Genomic DNA, 24,933 nt, shown 5'->3' with positions numbered 1-24,933 from the left:
CTATCTCCTCCTTTACACTTTAATTCAAATCTTTATTAAAAAATATTTCATCTTATTTAACAAGAAACCATATTTATATAACAACATAAAATACACTAAGTTATTTTATTGAACATATATCGTACTTTATCTATCCGACTATTTGGACGACGGGGCTGGCAAACAGGTTCACCGGTAGTAACATGGTACCCTTTTAACTCTGTTAAACAAACACTACGTCCATTTGTAAAGAAAGTTAAATCACTACGATATTCTTGAATACACCGAGCAGGGATTTCTCCACTAAGAATGACCTCATTATTTTTCAATTGAGTGTCTACGATGTTCGCACAATATTTAGGAGCATCGTTGTATGCTCGTGAAAGATATTCCTGTGGCGCATAAATTTTAAAACTAAGATATGGCTCTAACAATTCTGTTCCAGCTTTTTTTAAGACTTGTTCCAATACAATAGGAGCAAGCATCCGAAAATCTGCTGGGGTACTAACAGGGCTATAGTATAAGCCATACTTAAAACAGATTTTACAGTCCGTCACATTCCAACCATACAATCCTTGTTCACAGCCATAGCGTATCCCCTCCATAACTGCATTTTGAAACGATTGATTTAAGTATCCAAGAGAAACCGAGCTCTCATACTGCATTCCACTTCCCAACGGAAGCGGTGATACAGATAAACCAATGGAAGCCCAGAAAGGATTTGGCGGCACTTCGATGTGAATGGTATATTCTGCATTTTTTAACGGTCTCTCCATATAAATGACTGTAGGCTCTTTTAGTTCTATCTCCACATGATACTTTTCTTGCAACAGTGCACTAATCACTTCCATTTGTACTTTCCCTAAGAAAGAAAGTATAATTTCATGTGTCGTAGAATCCACGTAATATCGTAGAAGCGGATCACTATCTGAGATTTCCAAAAGGGCATCAAGCAACATTTCTCTCTGTTCAGGTTTACTCGGTTCAACAGTTGTTTGTAGTAGAGGGTGCGGATTTTCAATCTTTTTTCTCTGTGGCAATAGTTTTGTATCTCCAAGAACACTATTTAACTTCAAAAACTCATTTTGCAAAATAACAATTTCTCCAGAATAAGCTCTATCAATCTTACATAATTCACCATTTATTGAAGTATACATTTCTGTAACTTTTATTTTTTCTTTTTCTGATACTCTAACCGAATCTCGTAAATGTAGTACTCCACTATAAAGGCGTATATATGCAAGACGTTGTCTTTTTTTTGTATATTCAATTTTGAAAACATTTCCGCAAAGTTCAGACGGACCTCGATGTGTTGATGAATAAAATTTATTAGTAATAACTTCTATAAGGTTATCAATCCCTATATTACTTTTTGCACTTCCATGATAAAGAGGGAACAGAGAACAATTCTGAAATCTTATGCTTTCCTCTTGTTCGAGTTCCAATGCTTCTAATGATTTACCGGACATATATTTCTCTAAAAGGTCATCGTTTCCCTCTATTACCGTATCCCATTGTTCAGATTCGGTAAAGTTCGTCACACACATATTAGGATACAGTTCTACCTTCTGTTTGATTACAATTTCGGCAGAAAGTTTCTCTTTAATATCCTGATAAACCGTTGATAAATCAATTCCATTTTGGTCAATCTTATTGATAAAAAAGATTGTGGGAATCCCCATTTTCCTAAGTGCATGAAATAATATACGAGTTTGTGCTTGTACGCCATCTTTTGCAGAAATCAGTAGAATTGCCCCATCTAAAACTGATAATGAACGATATACTTCTGCTAAGAAATCCATATGTCCTGGCGTGTCTATGATGTTCACCTTCGTATTTTCCCACTGAAAAGAGGTTATTCCTGTCTGAATTGTAATTCCTCTCTGACGTTCTAAAAGCGTATTATCCGTCCTCGTTGTACCTTTGTCCACGCTTCCTAATTCTGTAATCGCTCCACTGTTATATAATAAGCTTTCTGTTAAGGTAGTTTTTCCTGCATCAACATGAGCTAAAACTCCAATATTAATAATTTTCATGTGATTTTCCTCCATTCAAAAACCCAAAAGGGCATAAAAATCCCAGTGATAAATACTTTTATCACTGGGATTTTTATGCATAACCATAGGCATACAAAGCATACAGATATTCTCCGGATACTTTAGAATCACATGATAAAGGTATTCTTAAACTGGGTACAAAAAACTAAGCCCTCCTAAAAAAGGACATCCAATTATTTGTTCCCACTATCAAATTGACAGTTTATTTAAGAATACCTTGCCGCATATTTATTAACTCCTTTTAAATAGATACTTAAATAATAGCACATAAGAGCATATTTGTAAAGGAATCTCCAATTTTTTATCAAAGAGAGTACGTGATTACAAAATAGCTGTAATAATGTACCAATATTTGTTATTCTATAATCTTCCAATTACTCCCGTTCTTTTCAAGTACCAAATCAAATTGAGATACCTGCGTTGCTTTGGTCTGCTGGTCGATATACTCCACTGTCAGCGATACCGTGACTTGATTATCCTTACGATTGTGAATAGGATTTACCAGTTCTTGAAAGATGTACTCTTTTCCGATTGGTTTTAATATCCCGTCATTCACATAGTAGGAAAGTTCACTGGCTGTCGCTGTAGGATAGAGCTTGAAGAACGTCGTTAAAAACTCATTGATTTCATTGGTTGTAATGGAATCAACCGTCCCCTCACTTTCAATGGCTTTTGGTTTATAACTTGATTTCTTAGGTATGTTGGTAATGGTCGGATTCTTAACCAGTACCATATTTCCAGAACCATCTACATAGACACTCACTATATAAGCAGAGTGGACGGTCTTTGTATTTTCTCCCTCTGTAATGAGCTGGTCTACACTGTAGGTTACATTAAACTCATTGTCGCCAGTTGGCTCTACCGTCCATATCTGAAATCCTCTTACAGAAGACGATACAGGAATATCTTTGCGTACTGTATCAACATTGAGAGCTTGAAGTTCATCTGTCAGATAGCCTTTTAGACTTTCCATTCGATTATCAATGGACTTATCGGATTGCTCCCATGAATAGTAGACTTTCGCAAAGTTCTCTACAAAATTTTCTACATGATGAGTATCAACGTATTCCTTTTCTATGATAGTTGTTTCGTGAATAGTATGAGTATCTATAGCTGTAAAGTGCTTGAATATCGCAAAGCTGAAACTAAGCCCTAAAAGTACCCACAAGGCAATCACAACCTTTTTATGAGGATTGACCTTATAGTAGACACGAGGTTTCTTTTCCTTTGGTATCTGTTTTTCTTTATTCTGATTTTTTCTAAATTTCATCATTAAATCTTCCTTTCTCATTGTTTGATTCGTCCTGCTCCCACTAAATGCTGTTGCCAGTAGGGGCTTGTTAAGTCGGCATAACCGATTGGGTCGCCTGCATGAAACATACGGTTATTGCCAAGGTATATCCCAACATGAGTAATATAAGAGCCAGCGTTATAGGTAGAATGAAAGAAAACCAAATCGCCAGCTTGTGCTTCCGATAGTGGGATATGCTGGGTCACATCATATTGCTGTTGTGCGGTTCGTGGTAAGTTAATTCCAGCTTTTCCATACGTCCATTGTGTCAGTCCGCTACAATCAAAAGAAGTAGTCGGGGAAGCTCCACCGTAAACGTATCGCCAGCCCCCATTGATAGGTATGGCTATGGGATTGGGGTAAGACACTTTTTCGCCACCTGAATACTCTTTTGAGAAACTTTGAGCCAGTTCAAAGGTATATTTATTTCCACGATTAGCCACATACCCTAAGAAACCACCACCATAATTGTAGGACTGGATAACCGATTCTAAATCTACACTGAGCCTTTCGCTACTGGCTAATAATTCACTGAAATACTTCACACCTTGCTTAATGGATTCTTCTGTACTCAATGAATTAGGTGGAAGACCGAGGGATTCCGAGGACTGCATAACATCTTCCGCAGTACCGCCCGATTCCACCTGTATAATCGCAAGAAGTATGTTGACATATTCTTCAACGCCATATTCTTTGGCATATTTTTCTACCATAGGCTTATGAGCCAGCACTTCTGCGGAAACATTCACACCTCCATAATGAATATTGGAAATTCCGCTGTCCTGTTCATCTGAAAATAAAATGGCAACAAACAGAAGCAGTGAGAAGACCATCAAGAATAATCCAGAACCACCAATCACTAAAGTTTTCAACTTCATGGTTTCTTACCGACTTTCTTAATGGTGGCGGTTTTGATTGGTGGTCTACTTCTTGTATTTTGTAGTGGTACTCTTTGAACAGTAGACGGACGTTCTTTTGTGATTGGACGTTGTGAAGTTCTATCTGCTGTAGTGGTTGAAGTTGCTGGCTTTTGAACGGTTTTTTCTTGAACGGTATTGCCTTGGCGTTCCACTTTTGGACTTGAAAAATCGGACTTAACTGCTGGACGCTCTTGTTTGGCTTGTTGAGATTCCTTATATGAAGTCTGAATATTAGACTGTTTTGAGGTCTGTTCATCATGATATTGTTCTTGTCTTGTAGTCGGTCTTTCATGAACAGAAGAAGCAGGCTGTTTTTTCTGTTTGACCTGTTCCATTTCAGAGCGACGCTTCGCAATGGTTTTTCGCCTTTGTTCCTGCTGTTCCTTGCGTCCACTGGCTCTGTCCGCTTTGGTTTGAGAAATACTACTGGTTAAATCACGGACATTCTCTTTTACTTTGGATTTTCCTTGATATACTGCATATCTTGCATTGGTCGGCAAATCTTTAACCTGTTCTTTCAAACCACTAGCAGTGTCTACCATTCTGTCTTTGGTATCAGCTACTGTACCGATGGTTTGACCGATACGTTTTCCAAGTGTTGATTTTTCCTTTCCGTCTGGTCGGGAGTGATCTGCTTGTGTCCTTGCAGAACTCCCCGAACCCGACTGTCCTTTTTTACCTGTAACAATGGCAGACCCAGCCCCTAGAGTAGTCATGGAACGTCCAAGTTTCCGCTGTAGACGGTGCATGTGAGCGTGCATAAGCATACGAGGTTTTCTCATCACACGACTTCCCACACTTTGAGAATCGTTACTCTGTAGAGAAAACATACTCATTAAATCGCCCAGCTTGAAGTAGATTCCTGCAAAGGTCACAATCTGTAGAAAAGCAATCAAAAAGAACGGATAACCAGCCGATAAGGTATAGAGCATGGTTGAAATACTAAATGCTGTCGTAATAATCAATGTGATTCCAGCTCGTGTCAAAATGGTATTAAAGAGCTTTGTTATGGCTCGTTTTGACATACCATCAAATGATGGAATCATGCTTAAAATAAAGCTCACAGGCAGAAACATAGCATAGATGATAAAAAGTACCTGCGAGAAAATCATGATTCCTGTTAATAGGAATACAAATATGGAAATCCCAATATTGAAGACAAATAGGAAGAAGACTGTACCTAAACGGTTAATGGTCTTTGTAATGGTTAGATTGGTATTGCTTCTGTCTTCAATTTCTTCCGCAACAATTTTTTCTCTGTCTTCGCCATTGTTGGAATCTGGGCTGGTGGAGAGCAGGCTTTCCACACGGTCAATACCGATACTTTCAATGTCTGAACTGTTGTATTGAAGCAGTAGCCACGGTTGCTGAACCTGTATGGAAAACAGGCTATCTCTGATTAAGTCCACGCTGTCCTTGCCTTGACTATCGGAATGGGGCATGACAATCTTCGTGCCAAGTGATAAACTGGCATTACTGATGTCTGATGAAAAGTCATTGATTTTTTTAATGTAGTCGGGAGCGTAGGCAATAAAGGAAGCCGATAGGATAAACACCAGCACAAAATTCATAATGGCATGAATTGCCTTTGTGGTTTCTCTCTTTATCAGTCCCGTATAGGCAACATAAACCCCAAGAACCAAAATCAAGAGTAAGAGGAATCCAACATAGAAACCCTCTGTTGAAAATCCGTTTGCACTCACACCAGCTAAGGTCTGCATATTCTTACCAATGGAATCTGCTGTAGCGGAAATGAAGTCTAAGGAATAGGCTTCCTGTACTAAGTAACCTGTCGCATTGGAAACATACAAACTGATTGTCCAAATAAAATTGGTAATGGCATATAGTCCATACATGACCTGTTTTCCAATCCCGTCCGACCAGTTCCACGGAAGCCAGCCCCAGCTATTATCCACATAAAAATCCAGTTGATAGTTTTCAAGTGGGTATCGGCTGTATTCATTTGCCACATTGACCGTATCATCTACCAAGCTCGCAGCTTGAACCACCGTTCCCAGCATGGCTAAAAGAAAAATGGCAATCACAAGTGTGAAAGCCACTGTCATTGCCACTTTACCTAGACGTTTCAGCGTCCAGTTTGATTTTATTCTGTTTACTATTGATGGTTTCACATTTACACCTCTTTTCGCACAGGTGGTCTGGTATCAAAGGCATGGAGCAGTTCTTCAAATACAGGGTGGAACTGTATCACACCGACACGACCATATAAATCACTGATAAGGCATTGCCCGTTTTCCAAATCACGCAATCGCTTCTGATTGTTTTCGTCCTCTGGGTCTACACCAAAAAAGGCTAAGGTCTTTTTAATCTCGTTAAGGTCAGTGGAACGAAATGCAAATTTTAAGCCGAGGTTATTTTTCAGTTTTTCATCTAAGAGGTCGTCTGTATTTTGGGTCACGAAATATACCCCAGCGTTCATAGCACGACCAGCCCGAACCAGCTTCATAGATAGTGTTTTTCCTTGTGCTACCTGTAAAAAGCTCCATGCTTCGTCTAAATCTACAATCTTGAAAATGCTTCGGTCTGTATGGATAAAGTCTAAAGCAAAGGTACTAATGACAATCAGCATAGCAACGGATAAAAGCTCCATAGTGGTATATTCCTCAAAGGAAGTTTCCTTGTCGGGAAGTACCAAGTCCGCAACCTGTATAATGTTCAGTTGTTTTTCTAAGCTGATAGACTGCTCCACATAACCATTACTGAATAATAAATGTGCAAAGTCATAGTCTGTAAAACTTTCGATATGGTCGGCTATACTGGTACTTAGTGGCGTATTCTCAACCCGTAATTCCTCAATCACTTTCATCAACCCTCGTACTTCACTATTGGTTACTGCACGAATGGCTTTTCTAAGGATTGGGAAGCGTTCCCCATCACGAGAGGAAATCCCCGTAAGGAATGTCAGAATATCAATAGCCAGTGATTCAGAATCTTTGGGATTTTTCATAATCACATAAGGGTCAAGTAAGCCTTTGTTTTTCTCATCAGAAGTCAGAGTGACGATATTGATTTCATGGGAAATCTCTGGCAAGGTTTCTTTCCATCTGCCACGTTCTGCTTTTGGGTCTACAATCACTGCTTGTGCCCCATAAAGCACCGCATAATAGACGATAAGGTTATTCGCAAAGGATTTACCACCACCCAGCGAACCAACAAAAGCCGACGCTAACGCATTGGTTACTGAACCCTTAACCCCTTGACTGGCAAGAGCAGGTTTCAGATAGACATTGCGTCCAGTATCTAAGCTGTAGCCAACATAAATCCCCTCATTTTCCCCCAGCATTTGAGTAGCACCAAAACCTAAACCAGCGAGGAAATCAGAGGTCACGTATTGAATATAATCATTCATATAACGCTTGCTGGCAGGTAAAAATTCTTCATGTAAGCCGAGCATATCCCCAAATGGTCGTACCAGTTTTACGCTTAAATCGTCATAAAAATCTTTCACTTCATTACAACGACGTTTGAGTTCGTCAAGATCATTTGCTGATACCCTTACCACATAAGACAGCTTGTACATAGATTCCTTGCTTTGGTCTAAATTGGTTTCCAGCTCATTCACACTTTCCAGAGCTTCCGCCACATTGGAGCTGGTTTCATTATCACTTTGCCAAGCGTGGTTATCCAAGTCTTTCAGTTCTTTCTTTTTATTGCGGACAGTAGATAGGGCTTTACGATTCGCTACAATTTCCACATTCATTGACGTATCAATCGGGAATGTAAATTGCTGTTGCTGGTAGTAGAAGATTTCAGAGGACGGGAAGTCCAGTTCTCCGACAATGCTGTTAATGGTAAAGTAAGCTACATAGACGGTTTCATCTTCCTGCTGGATTTTCAAATATCGCTGTTTTTCTTCCACCAAACAGCGAGTAGGCTTAATCAAGTCATAGTATTTAATCAGCGTTTCATTATCCAGCTTTTTCTTTGATAGATGGTACTCATACTCTTCATAGGCAGTGCCTGTCTGTCCGTAAAGGTGTTCAATCAGATAGCCGAAGTCGTCCTTATCTAACCTGCGGATTTTGAAACGACGAGAGATTTTATTTTCTAAGAGCTTTTCCATCTTCTGAAAACGCAGGATTTCATCATTACTCATACTAACAAAATCGCCCATCAGCTTATGGTTCACATCATAGACAAAATCAGACAAAGCATTTTTTGCTTCAACGGTAAGACTTTTCATAGAAAACTCCTGATCGTTGAGAAGCAACTTAAAGCCGATAAAGAAACGGTAGTTCACTTGATTTTCGCCAATCATGGATATTAAAGCGTCTGTCTGTTGGTCGATTTTGTCATAGGCAACCGCTTTGAGCTTGCCAGTGACTTCATTTTTGGAACGCTCTTGTGCAGAACGTATGCTGGATTCTGTACTGATTTGTAAAGCATGAATTTTGCCATCACGATTTTGTGCGATAAGCTGTCTGAAAGAATCATGCACTTGTATTTTCTGTTCTGGACTTAGAAATGAGTAATTGTAAGGAACAAGCTCATAGTAAGCATAACATTCCCCGTCTTTATTCCAGACGAGATTGTTTTCAATGTATTTAATTGGATATGCCATAAAATTCACTCCTAACTGCTGTAATGGCTTCTTGTGGCTGGTTTCTGCCAAGCGTTACTTTTTTTCCTGCATAGGTCAGCTTTGGTCGCAGTGCATAAGCAATGACAGACTTCAAAAATCCATAAGGCTTTTTACCATCAAAAGTTTTTGTAGACATAAACCATGTGAAAGCCACAGGAATCCCAAAGTATTTGAGAAATGCTCCCTCTATCATGGAAAGAGGGGGCAAGTTGCCAAGTATCATCACTGCAAAGAGTGACACGACAAACCATGTCATTTGCGTAAAGGTTATGGGAAACGGAAGTCTAAAATCATTGATAGAATACAGTACCTTTTCCACAGACCAGATACTGGTATAGCTTCGTATTTTCTTCATGTAATCAATCCTTTCATAAAAATGGGGATAGTCTTTTGACTACCCCGTAAACAAGAAAATCTGCCAGTAAGAATGTACCGACAGATTTAATAGACGATTTCAAAAATCCCGTGATTGGTTGAGATAAACGTTCCCGAAAGGTCTAAATCCCGACCATAGGATTCATAATCAATATAGTTTTGAAGACTGGCTGGCACTTCGCCTAAAGCACCCGTTTCTTCAATGTAGTAGCGTGCCACGTCAGACATATCATCACAATCGGAATGAATGATAATATCTTCTTGATGTTCGCTTAATTCTTCAATACTTGAAAAATGAGTGAGCAGAGCAGATAGCTCCGATTGTAGTTCTTCTGGCAACTCCGATACCATTTCCCATAGGCGATTGAGTTCGCCAATGGAAGTGTATTCGTCAACCGTAAAGGGTAACTCGTAGTCATGAATGGCGTATTCCTCATATTCATCATTCAAGCCGATTTTCTCTTTGACTTCCTCAAAGTCAATGGGAAAGGTAAACCACGCACCGACCAATTCGCCCTCATTGTATTTGCCTAAATTCGCAATATAGACTTGCATATCGTCCATATATTCACGTCCTTTCTTTGTAGAGATTCAAAAATCCCTACCGCACTTCGTTTGGTGTACTATTCCTTTGCGGAACATAAGAAAACCACTTATATTCCACAAAAGAACGGTTTTATTTAAGCACCAATAATGCGATTGAATAGCTCTAGTAAAATGTCTTTTACTCCAGCAGCGTTGAAGACTAAGCCAACCGCAATAATCGCAATAATTAAAAAGCCAATCAGTTTGCTAAACTCACGCTTGAAGCCAAGATACAAGCCAATCACAACGATTGCTAAAAGCACCAGTGATTGAGCGTTTGATAGAAACCAGTTATAAAGGTTTTGTCCAAAATTCATAAAAATGTTCTCCTCTCTATATTCAATGAATTTGTATTTGAGTTATTTTTTTGGGGTATACACTTTCTGGTATGGATAGAGATTCCATGCCAGATTTTTTTATACAAAAAAGAGGACATTTGCTGTCCCCTCGTTATACAATCAATTCACCACAAAAATCATGAAAGAAGGTTAAACAAATGTCCCATAATGATTCTATCCTAAATATTCTTGGAATTAAAGATAAAAATATTAAAATTATTTCTGTTGAAGAAGCTGAACACAACAACGATTCTGTTAAAGAGTATATAACGCTAATAACAGCTACTCTTTCTTATCCGATTAATCGTTGTCGTAACTGTGGCTTTCCCACAGTTAATAAGGATGGCTTTCGCAAAACTCATGTACGACTGGCAAGTTTAAATGGGAGAAGATATGAACTAGAGCTTCGTAAACAACGCTATAAATGTAAATCATGCCATACTACTTTTGGTGCTATTACTAATTTAACCAAAGAAAATCAAACCTTATCCAGTGATCTCAAAAATCAAATCATGCTTTTAGCTCGTAAAGGCTTATCTGGTCAGCTTATTGCTGAAATGTGTCACTGCTCTCCTAGCAGTGTTCGTCGAACAATCTTAGAGCGCATGGAACCACACTATCGTGTGGCTAAGTTGCCTAAGCATCTATGTTTTGACGAGTTTCGTTCAATTAAGTCTGTGATGTCCTTTATCTGTTGTGACGCTGAAACCCACCAAATTGTCACAAAGTTACAGGATCGTCTATCACCTACCATTGTTGATTATTTTGAAAGTCGTTATTCAAAAGCCGAACGCGAATGCGTTCAATCAGTTGTAATTGATTTAAATGCTCAATATCAAAGTTTTATCTATCGCCTTTTCCCTAATGCCAATATCATTATTGATCGCTTCCACCTTGTACAATTAGCTGGTCGCGCTTTGGACAATTGTCGTATCTCTATCCTAAAGCAACTTGATAAACAGAGCCAAGAATATAAAATTATGAAGTCACATTGGAAGCTATTCCATAAAAAAGCTGAAGATCTTCACCCTGAAGAAGTAGTTTTTCTTCGCGGCGTTAAACAATATATGACTCGCCAAAATGCTGTTGATCTCATTACTAGTAAATTTTCCAAGTTCGCTGAAGTATACCAAACTTACCAAGATATCACGAAAGCCCTAAACGAGCGCAATAGTGAATTACTAGAGTCAACCATCTTAGACTACCAAAAAACCAATACAGAAATGGATACTGCTATTCAAACCCTTCGTCAAAACAGAAAATATGTCTTAAATAGCGCTAAATTTGAATACTCTAATGGTCCTTTAGAAGGCATCAATCGCAAAATCAAAACCCTAAAACGAACTTGTTATGGTTTTGCCAATCAAAAATTTTTCTTTTTAAGAATCGATTGTATTTTTTCGTAAAAAAATACCCCCTACATTTTCGTAGGAAGTATTTTTAGTCAACCATACCAGTTGACAGATATCCCACTTAGGACATTTTCCTACAAGGGGTCCCGAGCGCTTAGTGGGAATTTGTACCCCTTATCGATACAAATTCCCCGTAGGCGCTAGGGACCTCTTTAGCTTCTTGGAAGCTGTCAGTAGTATATCTAATAATTTATCTCCATTCCCTTTAGTAACGTGTAACTTTCCAAATTTAAAAAAGCGACTCATAGAATTATTTCCTCCCGTTAAATAATAGATAACTATTAAAAATAGACAATACTTGCTCATAAGTAATGGTACTTAAATTGTTTACTTTGGCGTGTTTCATTGCTTGATGAAACTGATTTTTAGTAAACAGTTGACGATATTCTCGATTGACCCATTTTGAAACAAAGTACGTATATAGCTTCCAATATTTATCTGGAACATCTGTGGTATGGCGGGTAAGTTTTATTAAGACACTGTTTACTTTTGGTTTAGGATGAAAGCATTCCGCTGGCAGCTTAAGCAATTGCTGAATCGAGACTTGAGTGTGCAAGAGCAACCCTAGTGTTCGGTGAATATCCAAGGTACGCTTGTAGAATCCTTCTTCAACAATCAGATAGATGTCAGACGCACGGCTTTCAAAAACCACTTTTTTAATAATTTGTGTGCTTAAATGGTAAGGAATATTCCCAACAATTTTATACCTCTGTTTGTTAGGGAATTGAAACTGTAGAATATCTTGGTGAATTAAAGTGACACGAGTATTCAGTTTTAATTTTTCTGACGATAAGTTGAATAGATGACTGTCTAATTCAATAGACGTTACCTGTTTACTTATTTTAGCCAGTTTCGTCGTTAAATGCCCTTTACCTGTTCCAATTTCGTAAACGGTATCGGTTTCTTTTAAATTCAATTGTTTTATTATTTGGTTGAGTACTTTTTCACTCGTTAAAAAGTTTTGAGAATATTTTATATTTTTGTTCATGTAATCTCTCCTGAAGTGATTACATCTATAAACAAATACAGAAGTTAAACGATTTGTTTGTAATTTTAGTTATCTGTTTAAAAAGTCATAAGATTAGTCACTGGTAGGAATTAATCTAACGTATTTATTTATCTGCGTAATCACTGTTTTTAGTCTGTTTCAAAACAGTAGATGTTTTATCTACATTACGCATTTGGAATACCAACATGACGAATCCCTCCTTCTTAATTACAAATTTTTAGCATCTAATTTAACTTCAATTCCTATTATACAAAATTTTAAGATAATGCACTATCAACACACTCTTAAGTTTGCTTCTAAGTCTTATTTCCATAACTTCTTTTACGTTTCCGCCATTCTTTGCTGTTTCGATTTTTATGATATGGTGCAAGTCAGCACGAACACGAACCGTCTTATCTCCCATTATATCTTTTTTTGGATATCTGTCAACTGGTATGGTTGACAGATATCCTTTTTTTGTTGTTATCACGTCCTGTTCTTTTACTGACTGTTGCTTCAAAATCTGCTTGTGTCGGTCTGTCAGTTTCGCATGGTCGAGAATGTCTTTTACAACCTGCGTCTGGTTGATTTCATCAAGTTTAATCGCAACCTTTAAGGTCGGGGCAACTTGATGAGATAGCCAGTTCAGCGTCCTTTGGAAGGAGTAAGGCTCTGGTTTTGTGGTTAGTTTTAATCGTTCACGATTGTTCCCAATAAACCAAGCCCATTCTTCATTCAGTTTCCAATCAGAACGAGGTTTGGAATCGTCTTTATCTACAAAACGGATATACCGATTGATAATTTTAAAGGCGGTATGCTCTGGATTGTCATAGACGAGTAAATCACGGACTGCATAATAGGCACGCTCATTTTTCAATCGAATCTCAAAACGGTTTTTTACTTCTGCGTCTTCAATGGGAATATCATTTTTCTTGTACTGTTCATAGTCCTTTTCATAGATACAGAAATAAACTTCACTCTGTAATGAACCGATATAGAGGGTATTTCCCATACATTCCTTTTCATCTTTGCGTACCAGTTCGCCACTGCGATAGCTTTTAAAACTGCGGAAGACGGAGATACATTCTTCCTGTTGGCACTTTTCAGTGAGTACAGGGATATTCAAAATCCCTGTCTTATCGTTAATGGCAAGGTCAAGGCGTTTCATCACACCGCCAGCCACCAAAGCGTCCATAAAGAACTCATACCAGCTTCTTTGTTGAGCCAGAAGATAGCTTTCAAATTGCCGACACCCACGACCTTTCAATTCCACCAGAACTCCTTTGTCCAGTTCGTGGGAGCAGAGAACGAATATATCGCCTAAAGCATAATGCTCTGAATAAGAATAGAAACCATAGTCCTCATGAAGAAAATAGGACAGTTTCAGTTGTAAGATGTTTTCGACCACATGCTGTACGTCCGTTGTGGGAAAGCGAATCCTTACATAATCAAACAGCATTTCAAGGGGAGCGTCGGGATTGAAGCGTTCCAGAGCTTCCCAAAGGGACTGCTGTAAATCCTCTGATGGCTTGACTTTTCCTGTTTCAATATCGCTTAGATACTGCCTTGTAATACCAGTCGCAACAGCTAAACGGTTTTGAGATAGTCCATAAGCCAAGCGTTTTTCTTTTAAATGCTGTAACCAAGTTTGTTCATTCAGTAAAAATCCCTCCAATCAAAAAGGCGTATGTCAACTTTTAAAGCCCATTTGACATACGCTGAAATTTTGTAAATCCCTTGTAACCAAAGGATTTTCTAATGTTTTTTTGACTGTTTCCTGTCGATTTGTACCCCCCTGTTAGATATAGTGGGAAAATCTTAAAAAAAGCCCTTTAAAATAAGGCTTTTTAGATACTTATTTATTTTTTGGTAGCTCTTTTGGTAGCTAAGTAGATTTAATCAATAAAATCATTTGATATGAGATTGAGTTTATCGGTTAATTCGGTATCTGCGTTCGGGTATAAATGACTATAAATGCTAAGTGTTGTTTTGACATCAGAATGACCTAAACGTCTTTGAATATATAGGGCATTTACATTATACTCATTAATAAGCAATGATGCGTGGGAGTGCCTCAAACCTTTTGGTTGAATGTATTTAACACCAGCACGCTTAGAGTATTTTAAAATTTGGTCTCTAATACTACGTTTACGATATGGAACTCCGTCGGGCGACAGAATGAATGGTATTTTATCGACTTTTTCTTGTCTTTCTTTCCACTCCTTAAGCACTTTTAGAGTATTATCATCTAGTCCAATAGTACGCCGAGAGCTTTCAGTTTTTAGCTTGTTACGGCGTTCCCAGTTTTCACGATTTATATACTGTAAGTTGTGATTGATAGCTAGAGTTTTCTTTTCAAAATCCACATCCTCCCAATAAAGAGCAGTCGCCTCATTTACACGCATTCCCGTAAAATAATAAAGCCAAAAGAGCGTATAAATAAAATGCTCAAAATAACTCTCTTTATCAAGGGATTGTATTACTTTTTGAAATTCATCTTTTGTCCAAAAATCTATATGTTTTTTTGTTATTGGAATAGGACTGATATTACTTGTAGGTATTTCATGGAAAATTAATCCATATTTTTTTGCGGTTTTTAAAACTTGATTAAGCAATGTCATTTTGTTCCTTGCATATGAATTTGAATATTTTTCTAATAAACTATTCCTATAATTTATTACATCATAAGTTGTAATTTCTCTAGGTTTTTTCTTACCAAAATATTGGATAAATTCATCAAATATAACTTGACGTCTTCGTTCGAGGTCTGGACTTGTAGTAGCATAATAATTTGGTATAAATACTTCGTCCATAAATTGTTTAAACGTCCATTGAGTGTGTTTAATTCCACCTTTTTGATGCACTTTATTTAATGCTCTTGTACGTGCTTCGAAGGCTTCTTTTGCGGTTTCAAAACCACGTCTGCGTTCTTGATATGGTTTACCAGTAGCTAGGTCAACTCCAGCTTTAAAATAATAAGTATATTTCCCAGTTTTATCGTCTTTGGTAACACCAGTATATCTAGTTTTTGACATTTAGTTCCTCCAATCCAAGAATTTCTGATACAACTGATACGGGAACAGTTCCGAGCCCTTTATTGTTATAGAAATCGAAACCACGCTCAATCATAATATGTTTTGCTTGTCGTAGAATATTATAAGCAGTCCATTTTGAGAACCCTAAGTCCATAATATCTTGTACTGTCATAGTTAGTTTATCGTTCATAAATTATCTTCTCCTTTACTAGTAAGTTCAATGAATTCTCCTATTAATTGTTTTAATTCATTGTTTAATCGAGGTATTTGTTTTTTTAGTGCATCTTGAAGCTCTAAAGAAAATGAGTTACTATCAAATGCTTTTAGGTGTTTTCTAAGCCTAGTTTTTTTGACTCTTATAGTGTTAGGTTTCAGATAGGGGAATAATTCGGGTAAAAGAGCTGGTGCATGGAGAAAGATATAAGCAAATGCTTTGCTATCATCTGGAACACTTGAAAGACTAAAAAAACTAAAATTCTCTAGTCGTTTGGAAATCTCTGAAATGGTTTCTGAGTTTATAGCCTTTGTTCGAAGTTGAAACTCCAACCGCCACCAGAAAGGTTTACTCTCGATATTTAATTTATCGGCTCTCTTATGACTTAATACCTCTATGTTCTTATCGTATAAACGTACTTGAACATTACTACCACTAGCACCCCAGTATTTGCTTTCTATGTTTCCTCCTCTACCATAGAATATTTTATGACTAACTCCACCTTTGATATGTTGTAAAAAGACTATTTCTGGTCTGTTAAAGATATCAAAAGCAAGGTCTAAGCGTGATAGTCTAACATCTAATCCATTTAATCGAGCATAATTCATAATCTGTCGCCATACTTGAAGACCTCCAAATTCTTTAAGCGAGTTTGGGTTGAAGTCTAAACGTATGACTTGAAAACCACCATAGGTTGATAATTGGAAGAAAATTAGATTAATACTATCCTCATTTACCATTTTATAAAGTGTAAAATAATCTTCTTTTAGATTTGCTTGAATGCTAAATTCTTGAATAATAGAATCGATAGAATTTCTTAATTCCCAAAATATACGTCTTAGAGAACAGTTGTCTCTATCAAGAATTACTGTTAGTCGGTCAATACTGATATAAATAGATTTTTCTAGTTCTGATAAATCTACTTGGCTTTGATATTCTCGTAGTGCTTGAAGGTTATTTTTCATCTGTAATGCCTCCTTTCTATAATTGCTAAATGCGTAGGTCAATGTTACTATTGAGTTTTGCTGACGACACGTTACTTAGGGCGTTGCCTTAAGTGTATCTGTTTGCTGGCTGTTAGAAACGCCAGCTATTTCCTTAGAGATTGAGAGAACTGCGTGCTTCGGGCGCATTGCCTTCGGCTTGCGCCCTTGCTCTTGTCTCACAATCTCTATACTGGGCGAATGGTAGGAGTAAGTGTTGCCAATTTTTCTGACTTTTACTGTATAGAAGCCATAATGTCCTTAGCTAGCGAAATTTGGCTTCTTATGGACTTTTTATTACCATTTTGGTATAATCATATTAGTTTTAAACGAAAGCCTCAGAATGCTTTGCAGAGCTTTCTGGGGTGTTTTTGCATATTCATAAGCTAACTAGTATTACCTATTTTGTATGCTTTGTTTTTATATAACCATTTTGGTTATATAAGTATAATACAACCATTTTGGTTATAAGTCAATAGAAAAACGAAAGGAATTTTAAAATGTTAAAAGACAATATAAAAAAAGCCCGACTAGATGCAGGACTTACTCAATTAGAAGTTGCTGAAAAATTGGGTGTAGCTCAAGCCCAGTACGCTAGATGGGAAAACGGGGGAAGAAATCCAAAAGATGAAACAGTAGAAAAATTAGCTGAAATCTTTGGAACGTCTTTTGAGATTTTAAAAGGACGTGATGACGGACTAGAAGAAATTGTTAGTTTATTGAGAGAGCATGAATTAAGAGAGGAAGATAAAAACCAAATTATTAGTCTTTTACAGGACTTCTTAATAAACAAGTCAAAATAATGCATTGGTTGGAGAATTAAAAGTGAATAACATCCGAGAACAAAAAAAAGCAAGCTAAAGCATTTATTAAACGCTGGGAAAACCGTGGCAATGAAAGACAAGACAGTCAGTCATTTTGGCTTGATTTGCTCCAATCTGTTTATTGAATTGATAAATGAGAAGATTAAAGCGTTGTAGGAAAATAGATATTTTATGAGGAGGCGAGGCAACTTGAAAGAATATATTGCGAGTTTAGAAAAAGAGTTTTCTTTGATAGAAAATGGTTTCAAAGAGGAAGAGAAAAGAGCCTTAACTGATTATAAAGCTAATGATAATGAATATGCTAAGAATTTGGCATTTTTAGCATATAAATCTGATACCTATCAAGTAAGAATGTACGGTGTATTTCTTTTTGGATATTTATCAGAACAAGCTGATATTTTAGCATTTATGAGAGATGAAGTTTCCAAGGATGACAATTGGAGAGTTCAGGAAGTATTGGCAAAGGCATTTGATGAATTTTGCAAGAAAATAGGATATGAAAAAGCACTTCCAATAATTGATGAATGGTTAAAAAACAATAATCCTAATACAAGGAGAGCAGTTACAGAGGGGTTAAGAATATGGACAAGTAGACCATATTTCAAAGATAATCCGAATGAAGCTATTGAAAGAATTGCAAACTTAAAAGAAGATGCAAGCGAATATGTGAGAAAATCTGTTGGAAATGCTTTAAGGGACATTAGTAAGAAATTTCCAGAGTTGATTAAAATTGAGCTTGATAGCTGGAAATTAGAAAGTAAAAAGATACAACAGGTTTACAAATTGGCAAGTAAATTGATTGTATGACAAATTTGAATTTGTGGAGGTTTTCTATGAAGTATGAAGAAATTAAATTAAATATTTCAAATGATAAAATTAGCAATTACAAAGTATTTAAAGGGATGAAGCTGTATTCTGAAATATTTAAATCCGAAGATGAAAAGAAGTTAATAAATAAAAGAGTATTTGTAACTCCAAAAGGAAACTATGTTTATTATGAAAGGACAGATATAAATTGGAACTATTGGTCAGATAAAACAAGATATGATTCGAGTTTTGAATTAAGTGATATAAAACATAATATAGTATTTGAAGTATCAACAGAATTGACTAAGTTTACAAAATATTTAGGAGAAGAAGTAGTCAAAAAAATTATGTTTAAAGAAAAAAATGGAGAAATAGTAGAGGTACTGGATATTTAGTACATCTTGAACTCCCTACTTATTCGTATAGTTTTTCATACTATTTTGTAAGTAAAATATAAATCCCAGTTTGTTGAACTTAGCAAGGTACAAGTTTTTATGAGATGAAACCTATAAAACTTGTATGGATATTGTAGGGTAGGAAAAGAAGTCTTTCTCTATACTAAAATAAACTGAATATTGAAGATATAAGGCGATTAAGAAATAGAAATCTTAGTCGCTTTTTCTTATGCAAAAAATTAAAAGATGGAAAATTTTTGGTAGCTTTTTGGTAGCTAAACATACAAAATAAATTACTTCTTTCAAAATTAACATCAAAGGAATGTTGATTTATTAGCATTCTTTTTCATTTCAAATCAATTCTCGGAATTAGAAACGGGGGGTTAAGTGCTGGCGTGGCTATTGCCACACCAGCCAGCAAGATCAGTCCACACCTGCGACTTCCGCTTCGCACGTCGCCTGCGTGGACTGTCTGCTGTTGGATAACTTTTTAATTTCCTCCAAGAAATCATATCCTTTTGGTACAAGGGGAGTATAAAACTCTGATATGACACTTGTTCCTACATCAACATAGCCACGACCTTTGATTCGCTTTAAGAAGAAATCCTTTTGTACGTCACTGCCAAACATCATGCCATAGCCCATTTCAGACATACGACCTAAAGCCACTCTGAAATTAAACTGATCACGGATTCCGTCGCCTAAATATTTTGCGTCTGGACGTTGACAAGCCAGTATTAGAAAGAAGCCAGCTTGACGACCTAACATGACAATCTGTTTCAGCTTATTCATAACTGCGGTGTTTTCTTTTGTTCCCAGCATTTCCATGAAAGCGACGTATTCATCAAAGATTAAGAAGTGTGCCGGGAGACCTAAGTAAGCATAATTTTTGCCAGTCTTATAGTTCTTCATCTGCTTCATTTCCTCACTACGTTTCATCATTTCTTCATAGAATGTTTCAATGCAAGAAAGCAAGTCTTCTTTTCTATAGTAGACATTTGCCATCACAGAACCTAAGTCCGCAAGGTCAGCATTTTTCGGGTCAAGAATATACAGTTTTGAATCTGTATGAAGCAAGGCTTCAATCAGTGTCAGTATAAAGTAAGTTTTACCGCCACCTGTACCACCAGCAATCAACATATGAGGGAGCTTATCATATTCCCACCATACGTTTTTCATTAAGCGAAGTTTACCATCTTTAGCTTCTACTTCATCAATAGAAATACGACTGGCTATGGTGTCATAGAGCAAAGTATATTCCACATAGGAATCCTTTAACTCTTTATCCGTCAGCTCACAGTACAAGCCACTCTCTAATTTCTTTTCCAAGTGTAAGAGTTGGTCTTGATATTTTCCCAGCGTGATTTCCACCCGTATCTGTATCAAGCCATTTTTAAGTCGATAATACATTTTAGGGAAGTAGGTTATCTTTTCCTTTGTACGACCAGCACTATCTTTAAAGAAACCCTCTGTTTTGACCTGTTCAGATTCATACCACTTGTTTTCAAGTATCATCTTTGCCAGTTTTTGACGGTGGTAAAGTTGTTTAACCGTATCATAGCGAACCCGTTTGAATACAAACGCTACCAGCAAGCAGATAAGAATTGCGACACTGAAACTGATAATTAAATAGGGAATGTCAATCTTATCTGCTTGTGATAGGTTAAAATCCTGCCAGTTGATCTGCTGGATTGTCTTCACATGAAACAGTCCGACAACCAGCAGGAAAACAGGCAGGAGTGACGCTATCGTAAAATGAAAGACTAAATCTTTACCAGATGGGCGAATCCTTTTACCACGCTGTTTCATGCGAAAAAGTCTCCTTTCTACCTAGCGACTATTTGTCTTGTGTCGGTTCTTTCTTTGCTTGTGGTTGAGCTTTGAATGAACTAGAATCCTTTGTCAGCACAATATCGTCTGCCTTGATATACCAGTCAACATCTGCTCCTTGATAGGTGGCAGTAGCAACGGTGTCCGCAATGGGATTGATAAGTTCCACCCGTGCGTTATAATCAAACTCTTTCAAAGGCACGCTGGCAGGAATACTTACTTGAATCATGCGTCCTTGTCCTTTGGATTTTAAGTCATAGGTACGTTCCTTGATTTCATCTGAAACCGACCCGTCTTCATTTTGGATTCTCACTTCACGACGTAGAGCAGAGAATTTCAATTCTCCAAAAGTCGTGTCTTTATCTAATACAATGCCATTTGCTAATCTCATCATTTTTCCTCTCTTTCTTTATTCTTTTATCATGTCGTCAGCATGTAAAAGGTAATTTGTAAAACCACGAGTGCCGATTTTGTAGCCCTCTGCGGTAATACGTGGATTGACTAACTTCACACGTTCCTCAAAGCCGAAATGTTTTTCGCCAGCTTCAGCAGGAAGCACCACCACAATATCATCTGCTCTTTGAACATCAGAATAGAGATTATAGCTTCTTGATAAGACAGTTAGCCGTCCGTTGATTCTTCGCTGAACGACTTTATCCTCGCCAGCAAATTCTAAATTGCCGAATGTTTTTTCCATGTTGGGAATCACAAATTTAAGTTCCATATTTTTACCTATCCTTTCTTTTTTATTGGCTGAATGAATGTTTGATGGTCTTAAAGAGTGGGGAACGACCTTTTGATTCTTGATTTTTTGTTTTCATAAGTTCACTTCCTTTCAAAATCGGGTAAAAAAATAGACACCTCATTTTTTGAAGTGTCTACCTATTAAATATTCAAATTTTATTGGAAGTATCTTTATATCTTCACTTTTCAAGGATAAATCGTCGTATCAAAGCTCATTCATAAGTAGTAAATTAGTAGTAAATTGAGTGGTTTTGACCTTGATAAAGTGTGATAAGTCCAGTTTTTATGCGGATAACTAGATTTTTATGCTATTTTTATATTAAAAATAGTTATTTACTTTCGGTTTCTGTAAAATGAAGACATAATATAAATGCACTAAGTCCCATAACTGGATTTTTCTGTCAAACTTTTGAGGCTAGTTCATAACTTCCAGTTGTTGAAATTATGAACTAGCATCTTTTCTGCGCTATGAATCTCCGCTTTTTACTGTTTTTCTTCAGCTCGGTTGGACTACTTCCCATTTTGTAATAAAGCTCTTACCTCGTCTGCTCCAATTTTATCCTCAGCTTTTTCAAAGAGTTGAATAGATCGATAAAAATAATCTCGTGATTTATTTGAATTTTGCTTCAGATAAATCTCTCCCATCCCTCTATAGGAACAGGCTTGGGCAATGAAGTCCTCAGTTGTCAAAGCAAAATCTAGGGATTCTTGCATATAGCTTTCTGCCTCTTCTAGATTTCCCAACTTTAAACGAAGGTAGCCTTGTTCATAGTTGTTAACAGAAAATTTCAAAGCATCATTGGGAAAATATTTTTTATAATTTGCATTTCCTGATCGATATAGAGTAGAGCTTTTTGAAAATGACACATTTCCCTGTAAACCATCGCTAACTGATGATAACCAACATGTTCATTTTCTTGGTCACTTTTAATTCGGGCTAAGTCAATATAAGACTGGTAGATACTTAAGCACTCCTTATAATTTTGTTCTTCAAGATAGATATAGCCCATCAAATTTAATAAACTAAAATCTGTGCAAGTTTCCAATAAAAAGTCAGCTTCAACTAATTTTTTAGCTTCTTCAATCTTGCCCTCAAACAATAATTCCCATGCTTGATCCATTTTTATTCTCCTGCATCTTACGTTGTATAGAAAAAAATTGACAAATCGCTATCAGACTCGTATTTTTTCCAAGCTAAGCTGAAGCCATAATAATCTTCAAATTCAGGGTGCCAGTCATAATAAAGTGGGACACGACTATACTTTCTCGCAACTACTTCATCATCAAATTCTGGAGACTCCCCTGCAGTAATACCAAATTGGAGACCATTTAGTTCCCAGCTATTCCCCCAAATAGTAATTGTCCATTGTTTAAAAGCGGTAACATTTCTTGTATGATAATTGTAACTTTTGATTCCATAAATTCTCACTTTCATTATTACTCATCAATAAAAAGAGGCAATATCAGTTTCTGCATTACAGAATTCTAATATTGCCTGTTCATTTATTTTCTTATGCTCATTTCAATCCAGCATACTATCTTACTTTTTGACTTTTTCTCTGATAGAATGTTCAGAAACCCATTTAGAGTAGCTTATCATTTTTTCATCAGTTAAAGCTTCTACCTCTATAGTCACACACATATCAACCGCTTCTTCCACAGAAACAGAAAAGTGATAACCATTTAATTGTAAAAATTTCACCAAAACATAAAAGGCTGTTCGTTTATTGGCATTGGCAAAAACATGCTTCTTTATCAATTGGACAAATAATATTGTTGCTTTATCAAAAATTGTTGGATAAAGAGGTTTGCCAAAGACAAATTGTTCTGGTAAGTTCACAATCATATTTAAAGTTGAAGGACTAACTGTTTGAATTTGCTCATTTGGAGAATACCGTTGAATTACTAAAGCATTGATTTTTTCAATTTGCTTTTCTGTTAGATAGACTGTCATTTTTCCACCAAAGCTTTGAAAACATCGTCGTATTCATCAAAAATTGTATCCAATTTCAAGTCAAAGGCATCATCAGAAACATAAGAAACCTGATGATCCAATTCTTCAGGAGTAAAGATAATTTCGCCACTTGGTAACAATTTTGCTTCGTAATTAACACCACTTGGAATATTGAACTCGCTTGGAATCGTAATGGTGATTGAATTTCCTTGCTTTCTTGTTTTTACTACCATCTGATTTCCTCCTTTGAAGTATTATAACAAATAATTACCGTAATTACAATGATAGTGTAAAACTGCCATTTCATCTCAAATCTCAACCGAAATACTCCTGCATAAGTGATTTTTTCAAGATTTCCAATTCTTCCAGAGATTTTTGAATTATCAATTCTGATTTTTTAATTCGCCTGTAATCATATTAGTCTCTTTTCTTTGGTTTTTAAAGTTATTAATATCACTATTTTAACGGATTTTCAATCAAGCTTCAATTATGATTCTCTCTATAAAAATTTCTTTCAAAAATAAAAAAGCAAACACAAAATATGGTTCACTTTTTTAAATCTTCTACTCTCCATCCTTCCAGTTCCGAGCAATCTCTTCGTCTTTCTGGAGTTGGTCTACGAGCTCTTCGATGGAGTCAAATTTGACCATATCTCGGACACGGTCTAGCCAGTAGACCATGACTGTCTCACCATAAATATCATCTGAAAAGTCAAAAATATTGACTTCAAAACGTGGCTCTTCTCCATCGAAAGTAACATTTTTCCCAACACTTGCCATCCCACGATATCTCTGACGTTGTACTTCTACATCGACTACGTAAACACCGTCTGCTGGCATATAAGTTCGATCTCTCAGGACTAGATTGGCTGTTGGATAACCGATAGTACGCCCACGAGCATTTCCGTGAACGACCATCCCACGGGTTGGGAGCGGTGTGCCAAGCAAGTGACCTGCCTCCCTCACATCACCATCAAGGATAGCTTGGCGAATCCGTGTGGAACTGATCTTTCCCTTTTCGTCCTCGACCGAAGGAACAATGATAATCTCTCCATCAAAATAATCCTTCAGGTCATCCGCAGTCTTCTTGTCTGAACCAAACGTGTAGTCAAATCCTGCCACAATGACAGCTGGTTTTAAAGCTCTAACATAGGTATCAAAGAATTCTTGCCCTGTTAAGCTAGCAAACCTGCTACTAAAGTCAAGTAAGAAAAGAGCCTCTACTCCATGCCATTTCATCTTGTGCTCCCGTTCCTCGTGATTGACGATGTGAAGCATGAGCTCGGGTTGGTAAGGTTGTAAGGCAAGTTTTGGCGACTCTGTAAAGGTCATCACGACAACTGGCAGATAATCCTTCATCGAAGCCTTACTGGCCACTTCAAAAAGTTTCTGATGCCCCTTGTGGATGCCATCAAAATAACCTAGTACAAGGACTGTTTTTCCCGGTACTGCAATGTCTTTTTCGTTCTTAATAGGTACTGTTGTAATCATGAAACTATTATATCATAGAGAAAGTCTTTTCGCTAAGAGGAAATCCCAAATGTCGTTTTTTGCGCCTGAACTGACCTTGATAGACAATTCAAGGTATTCGTTTTAAAAA

Annotated in this window: 25 protein-coding genes and 7 pseudogenes; 5 read left to right on the top strand and 27 right to left on the bottom strand. The window is 36.9% G+C overall.

The window, feature by feature from the left end:
* Positions 1–95: 95 nt before the first annotated feature.
* The 9 genes and pseudogenes from tet(M) to GOM48_RS04340 form a co-directional block, all read right to left on the bottom strand.
* Positions 96–2,015: a tetracycline resistance ribosomal protection protein Tet(M) gene (gene tet(M) / locus GOM48_RS04380; protein ID WP_000691736.1), complete on the bottom strand. Its 1,920-nt coding sequence runs from the start codon at positions 2,013–2,015 to the stop codon at positions 96–98.
* Positions 2,016–2,030: 15 nt separating this feature from the next.
* Positions 2,031–2,078 (bottom strand): annotated as a pseudogene (locus GOM48_RS09910) (hypothetical protein); the annotation flags it as partial.
* 313 nt (positions 2,079–2,391) lie between these two features.
* On the bottom strand, positions 2,392–3,327 hold the full coding sequence (locus GOM48_RS04370) for a conjugal transfer protein (protein WP_001224320.1): 936 nt from the start codon (positions 3,325–3,327) through the stop codon (positions 2,392–2,394).
* Positions 3,324–4,205: a lysozyme family protein gene (locus GOM48_RS04365; RefSeq protein WP_006150747.1), complete on the bottom strand. Its 882-nt coding sequence runs from the start codon at positions 4,203–4,205 to the stop codon at positions 3,324–3,326. Before GOM48_RS04365 ends, GOM48_RS04370 begins: the two co-directional genes overlap by 4 nt.
* Positions 4,202–6,379 carry a CD3337/EF1877 family mobilome membrane protein gene (locus GOM48_RS04360; protein ID WP_235098562.1) on the bottom strand — a complete coding sequence of 726 codons (2,178 nt, stop codon included), beginning with the start codon at positions 6,377–6,379 and terminating at the stop codon, positions 4,202–4,204. The genes GOM48_RS04365 and GOM48_RS04360 overlap by 4 nt, the downstream gene beginning before the upstream one ends.
* Positions 6,380–6,381: 2 nt before the next feature.
* On the bottom strand, positions 6,382–8,829 hold the full coding sequence (locus tag GOM48_RS04355; protein WP_000331160.1) for an ATP-binding protein: 2,448 nt from the start codon (positions 8,827–8,829) through the stop codon (positions 6,382–6,384).
* The gene (locus GOM48_RS04350) at positions 8,813–9,205 is read right to left on the bottom strand and encodes a conjugal transfer protein (protein WP_000723888.1); all 393 of its coding nucleotides are present in this window, start codon (positions 9,203–9,205) and stop codon (positions 8,813–8,815) included. The genes GOM48_RS04355 and GOM48_RS04350 overlap by 17 nt, the downstream gene beginning before the upstream one ends.
* An 86-nt stretch (positions 9,206–9,291) precedes the next feature.
* Entirely contained in the window at positions 9,292–9,789 is a 498-nt protein-coding gene (locus GOM48_RS04345; RefSeq protein WP_235098560.1) for an antirestriction protein ArdA, read from the bottom strand.
* A gap of 116 nt (positions 9,790–9,905) precedes the next feature.
* Positions 9,906–10,127 (bottom strand): hypothetical protein, encoded by a 222-nt coding sequence (locus GOM48_RS04340; protein WP_001009056.1) that lies wholly within the window; start codon positions 10,125–10,127, stop codon positions 9,906–9,908.
* Between the two features lie 179 nt (positions 10,128–10,306).
* On the opposite strand from GOM48_RS04340, the gene GOM48_RS04335 reads away from it, so the two are divergent.
* Complete coding sequence (locus tag GOM48_RS04335) at positions 10,307–11,554, top strand: ISL3 family transposase (protein ID WP_000019067.1); 1,248 nt, start codon at positions 10,307–10,309, stop codon at positions 11,552–11,554.
* A gap of 256 nt (positions 11,555–11,810) precedes the next feature.
* Here GOM48_RS04335 and erm(B) read toward each other — a convergent pair whose 3' ends face one another.
* From erm(B) to GOM48_RS04295, 8 genes and pseudogenes are all read right to left on the bottom strand, one after another.
* The gene (erm(B), locus tag GOM48_RS04330) at positions 11,811–12,548 is read right to left on the bottom strand and encodes a 23S rRNA (adenine(2058)-N(6))-methyltransferase Erm(B) (protein ID WP_001038795.1); all 738 of its coding nucleotides are present in this window, start codon (positions 12,546–12,548) and stop codon (positions 11,811–11,813) included.
* A gap of 124 nt (positions 12,549–12,672) precedes the next feature.
* Entirely contained in the window at positions 12,673–12,756 is an 84-nt protein-coding gene (locus GOM48_RS04325; RefSeq protein ID WP_001814874.1) for a 23S rRNA methyltransferase attenuation leader peptide, read from the bottom strand.
* A 48-nt stretch (positions 12,757–12,804) separates the two neighbouring features.
* On the bottom strand, positions 12,805–12,972 hold the full coding sequence (locus GOM48_RS04320) for an MLS leader peptide (RefSeq protein WP_000502600.1): 168 nt from the start codon (positions 12,970–12,972) through the stop codon (positions 12,805–12,807).
* A gap of 48 nt (positions 12,973–13,020) precedes the next feature.
* Positions 13,021–14,223, bottom strand: a pseudogene (gene mobT / locus GOM48_RS04315) (MobT family relaxase); the annotation flags it as partial.
* A gap of 22 nt (positions 14,224–14,245) precedes the next feature.
* Positions 14,246–14,365 (bottom strand): conjugal transfer protein, encoded by a 120-nt coding sequence (locus GOM48_RS04310; RefSeq protein WP_080982676.1) that lies wholly within the window; start codon positions 14,363–14,365, stop codon positions 14,246–14,248.
* Positions 14,366–14,443: 78 nt separating this feature from the next.
* Positions 14,444–15,583: a tyrosine-type recombinase/integrase gene (locus tag GOM48_RS04305; RefSeq protein WP_049533345.1), complete on the bottom strand. Its 1,140-nt coding sequence runs from the start codon at positions 15,581–15,583 to the stop codon at positions 14,444–14,446.
* Complete coding sequence (locus GOM48_RS04300) at positions 15,570–15,773, bottom strand: DUF3173 family protein (protein ID WP_049533344.1); 204 nt, start codon at positions 15,771–15,773, stop codon at positions 15,570–15,572. The genes GOM48_RS04305 and GOM48_RS04300 overlap by 14 nt, the downstream gene beginning before the upstream one ends.
* Positions 15,770–16,762: a replication initiation factor domain-containing protein gene (locus tag GOM48_RS04295; RefSeq protein ID WP_138099492.1), complete on the bottom strand. Its 993-nt coding sequence runs from the start codon at positions 16,760–16,762 to the stop codon at positions 15,770–15,772. The genes GOM48_RS04300 and GOM48_RS04295 overlap by 4 nt, the downstream gene beginning before the upstream one ends.
* A 518-nt stretch (positions 16,763–17,280) precedes the next feature.
* Here GOM48_RS04295 and GOM48_RS04290 point away from each other — a divergent pair.
* The 4 genes and pseudogenes from GOM48_RS04290 to GOM48_RS04280 all read left to right on the top strand — a co-directional run bounded on the left by GOM48_RS04290 (position 17,281) and on the right by GOM48_RS04280 (position 18,806).
* The gene (locus GOM48_RS04290; protein WP_049533342.1) at positions 17,281–17,583 is read left to right on the top strand and encodes a helix-turn-helix transcriptional regulator; all 303 of its coding nucleotides are present in this window, start codon (positions 17,281–17,283) and stop codon (positions 17,581–17,583) included.
* 26 nt (positions 17,584–17,609) lie between these two features.
* Positions 17,610–17,726, top strand: a pseudogene (locus tag GOM48_RS09905) (methylase); the annotation flags it as partial.
* A 67-nt stretch (positions 17,727–17,793) separates the two neighbouring features.
* Entirely contained in the window at positions 17,794–18,411 is a 618-nt protein-coding gene (locus GOM48_RS04285) for a DNA alkylation repair protein (protein WP_049533341.1), read from the top strand.
* Positions 18,412–18,437: 26 nt separating this feature from the next.
* Complete coding sequence (locus tag GOM48_RS04280) at positions 18,438–18,806, top strand: EXLDI protein (RefSeq protein ID WP_003042548.1); 369 nt, start codon at positions 18,438–18,440, stop codon at positions 18,804–18,806.
* Positions 18,807–19,229: 423 nt separating this feature from the next.
* Here GOM48_RS04280 and GOM48_RS04275 read toward each other — a convergent pair whose 3' ends face one another.
* The 10 genes and pseudogenes from GOM48_RS04275 to GOM48_RS04230 form a co-directional block, all read right to left on the bottom strand.
* Positions 19,230–20,615 (bottom strand): FtsK/SpoIIIE domain-containing protein, encoded by a 1,386-nt coding sequence (locus GOM48_RS04275; protein ID WP_000813488.1) that lies wholly within the window; start codon positions 20,613–20,615, stop codon positions 19,230–19,232.
* A gap of 28 nt (positions 20,616–20,643) precedes the next feature.
* Entirely contained in the window at positions 20,644–21,030 is a 387-nt protein-coding gene (locus tag GOM48_RS04270) for a YdcP family protein (protein ID WP_000985015.1), read from the bottom strand.
* A 15-nt stretch (positions 21,031–21,045) separates the two neighbouring features.
* Positions 21,046–21,360 carry a YdcP family protein gene (locus GOM48_RS04265; RefSeq protein ID WP_000420682.1) on the bottom strand — a complete coding sequence of 105 codons (315 nt, stop codon included), beginning with the start codon at positions 21,358–21,360 and terminating at the stop codon, positions 21,046–21,048.
* A gap of 530 nt (positions 21,361–21,890) precedes the next feature.
* Positions 21,891–22,501: pseudogene (locus GOM48_RS04260) on the bottom strand (tetratricopeptide repeat protein).
* Between the two features lie 17 nt (positions 22,502–22,518).
* Positions 22,519–22,734: pseudogene (locus GOM48_RS04255) on the bottom strand (hypothetical protein); the annotation flags it as partial.
* Positions 22,734–22,799 (bottom strand): annotated as a pseudogene (locus tag GOM48_RS04250) (integrase); the annotation flags it as partial. The pseudogenes GOM48_RS04255 and GOM48_RS04250, both read right to left, overlap by 1 nt.
* A gap of 121 nt (positions 22,800–22,920) precedes the next feature.
* Positions 22,921–23,334 (bottom strand): type II toxin-antitoxin system death-on-curing family toxin, encoded by a 414-nt coding sequence (locus tag GOM48_RS04245; protein ID WP_235098558.1) that lies wholly within the window; start codon positions 23,332–23,334, stop codon positions 22,921–22,923.
* On the bottom strand, positions 23,331–23,567 hold the full coding sequence (locus GOM48_RS04240; RefSeq protein ID WP_235098556.1) for an AbrB family transcriptional regulator: 237 nt from the start codon (positions 23,565–23,567) through the stop codon (positions 23,331–23,333). Before GOM48_RS04240 ends, GOM48_RS04245 begins: the two co-directional genes overlap by 4 nt.
* Before the next feature lie 82 nt (positions 23,568–23,649).
* Positions 23,650–23,739: pseudogene (locus GOM48_RS04235) on the bottom strand (restriction endonuclease subunit S); the annotation flags it as partial.
* Positions 23,740–23,897: 158 nt separating this feature from the next.
* Positions 23,898–24,824, bottom strand: coding sequence for a bifunctional riboflavin kinase/FAD synthetase (locus tag GOM48_RS04230; protein ID WP_235098554.1), 927 nt, complete (start codon positions 24,822–24,824; stop codon positions 23,898–23,900).
* Positions 24,825–24,933: the final 109 nt, after the last annotated feature.

It is taken from the genome of Streptococcus oralis (genome assembly GCF_021497885.1).
Taxonomy (GTDB): domain Bacteria; phylum Bacillota; class Bacilli; order Lactobacillales; family Streptococcaceae; genus Streptococcus; species Streptococcus oralis_BQ.
This window is presented reverse-complemented; position numbering and strand designations above follow the sequence as displayed.

Coding starts and splice junctions, on each gene's coding strand:
- GOM48_RS04305 (WP_049533345.1), bottom strand. CDS start 15,583: ATGTCAAAAACTAGATATACTGGTGTTACCAAAGACGATAAAACTGGG.
- GOM48_RS04365 (WP_006150747.1), bottom strand. CDS start 4,205: ATGAAGTTGAAAACTTTAGTGATTGGTGGTTCTGGATTATTCTTGATG.
- GOM48_RS04275 (WP_000813488.1), bottom strand. CDS start 20,615: ATGAAACAGCGTGGTAAAAGGATTCGCCCATCTGGTAAAGATTTAGTC.
- GOM48_RS04355 (WP_000331160.1), bottom strand. CDS start 8,829: ATGGCATATCCAATTAAATACATTGAAAACAATCTCGTCTGGAATAAA.
- GOM48_RS04345 (WP_235098560.1), bottom strand. CDS start 9,789: ATGGACGATATGCAAGTCTATATTGCGAATTTAGGCAAATACAATGAG.
- GOM48_RS04270 (WP_000985015.1), bottom strand. CDS start 21,030: ATGATGAGATTAGCAAATGGCATTGTATTAGATAAAGACACGACTTTT.
- GOM48_RS04335 (WP_000019067.1), top strand. CDS start 10,307: ATGTCCCATAATGATTCTATCCTAAATATTCTTGGAATTAAAGATAAA.
- GOM48_RS04290 (WP_049533342.1), top strand. CDS start 17,281: ATGTTAAAAGACAATATAAAAAAAGCCCGACTAGATGCAGGACTTACT.
- GOM48_RS04340 (WP_001009056.1), bottom strand. CDS start 10,127: ATGAATTTTGGACAAAACCTTTATAACTGGTTTCTATCAAACGCTCAA.
- GOM48_RS04320 (WP_000502600.1), bottom strand. CDS start 12,972: ATGGGAGATAAGACGGTTCGTGTTCGTGCTGACTTGCACCATATCATA.
- GOM48_RS04370 (WP_001224320.1), bottom strand. CDS start 3,327: ATGAGAAAGGAAGATTTAATGATGAAATTTAGAAAAAATCAGAATAAA.
- GOM48_RS04295 (WP_138099492.1), bottom strand. CDS start 16,762: ATGAAAAATAACCTTCAAGCACTACGAGAATATCAAAGCCAAGTAGAT.
- GOM48_RS04350 (WP_000723888.1), bottom strand. CDS start 9,205: ATGAAGAAAATACGAAGCTATACCAGTATCTGGTCTGTGGAAAAGGTA.
- GOM48_RS04280 (WP_003042548.1), top strand. CDS start 18,438: ATGAAGTATGAAGAAATTAAATTAAATATTTCAAATGATAAAATTAGC.
- GOM48_RS04230 (WP_235098554.1), bottom strand. CDS start 24,824: ATGATTACAACAGTACCTATTAAGAACGAAAAAGACATTGCAGTACCG.
- GOM48_RS04300 (WP_049533344.1), bottom strand. CDS start 15,773: ATGAACGATAAACTAACTATGACAGTACAAGATATTATGGACTTAGGG.
- GOM48_RS04245 (WP_235098558.1), bottom strand. CDS start 23,334: ATGACAGTCTATCTAACAGAAAAGCAAATTGAAAAAATCAATGCTTTA.
- GOM48_RS04325 (WP_001814874.1), bottom strand. CDS start 12,756: ATGTTGGTATTCCAAATGCGTAATGTAGATAAAACATCTACTGTTTTG.
- GOM48_RS04240 (WP_235098556.1), bottom strand. CDS start 23,567: ATGGTAGTAAAAACAAGAAAGCAAGGAAATTCAATCACCATTACGATT.
- GOM48_RS04265 (WP_000420682.1), bottom strand. CDS start 21,360: ATGGAACTTAAATTTGTGATTCCCAACATGGAAAAAACATTCGGCAAT.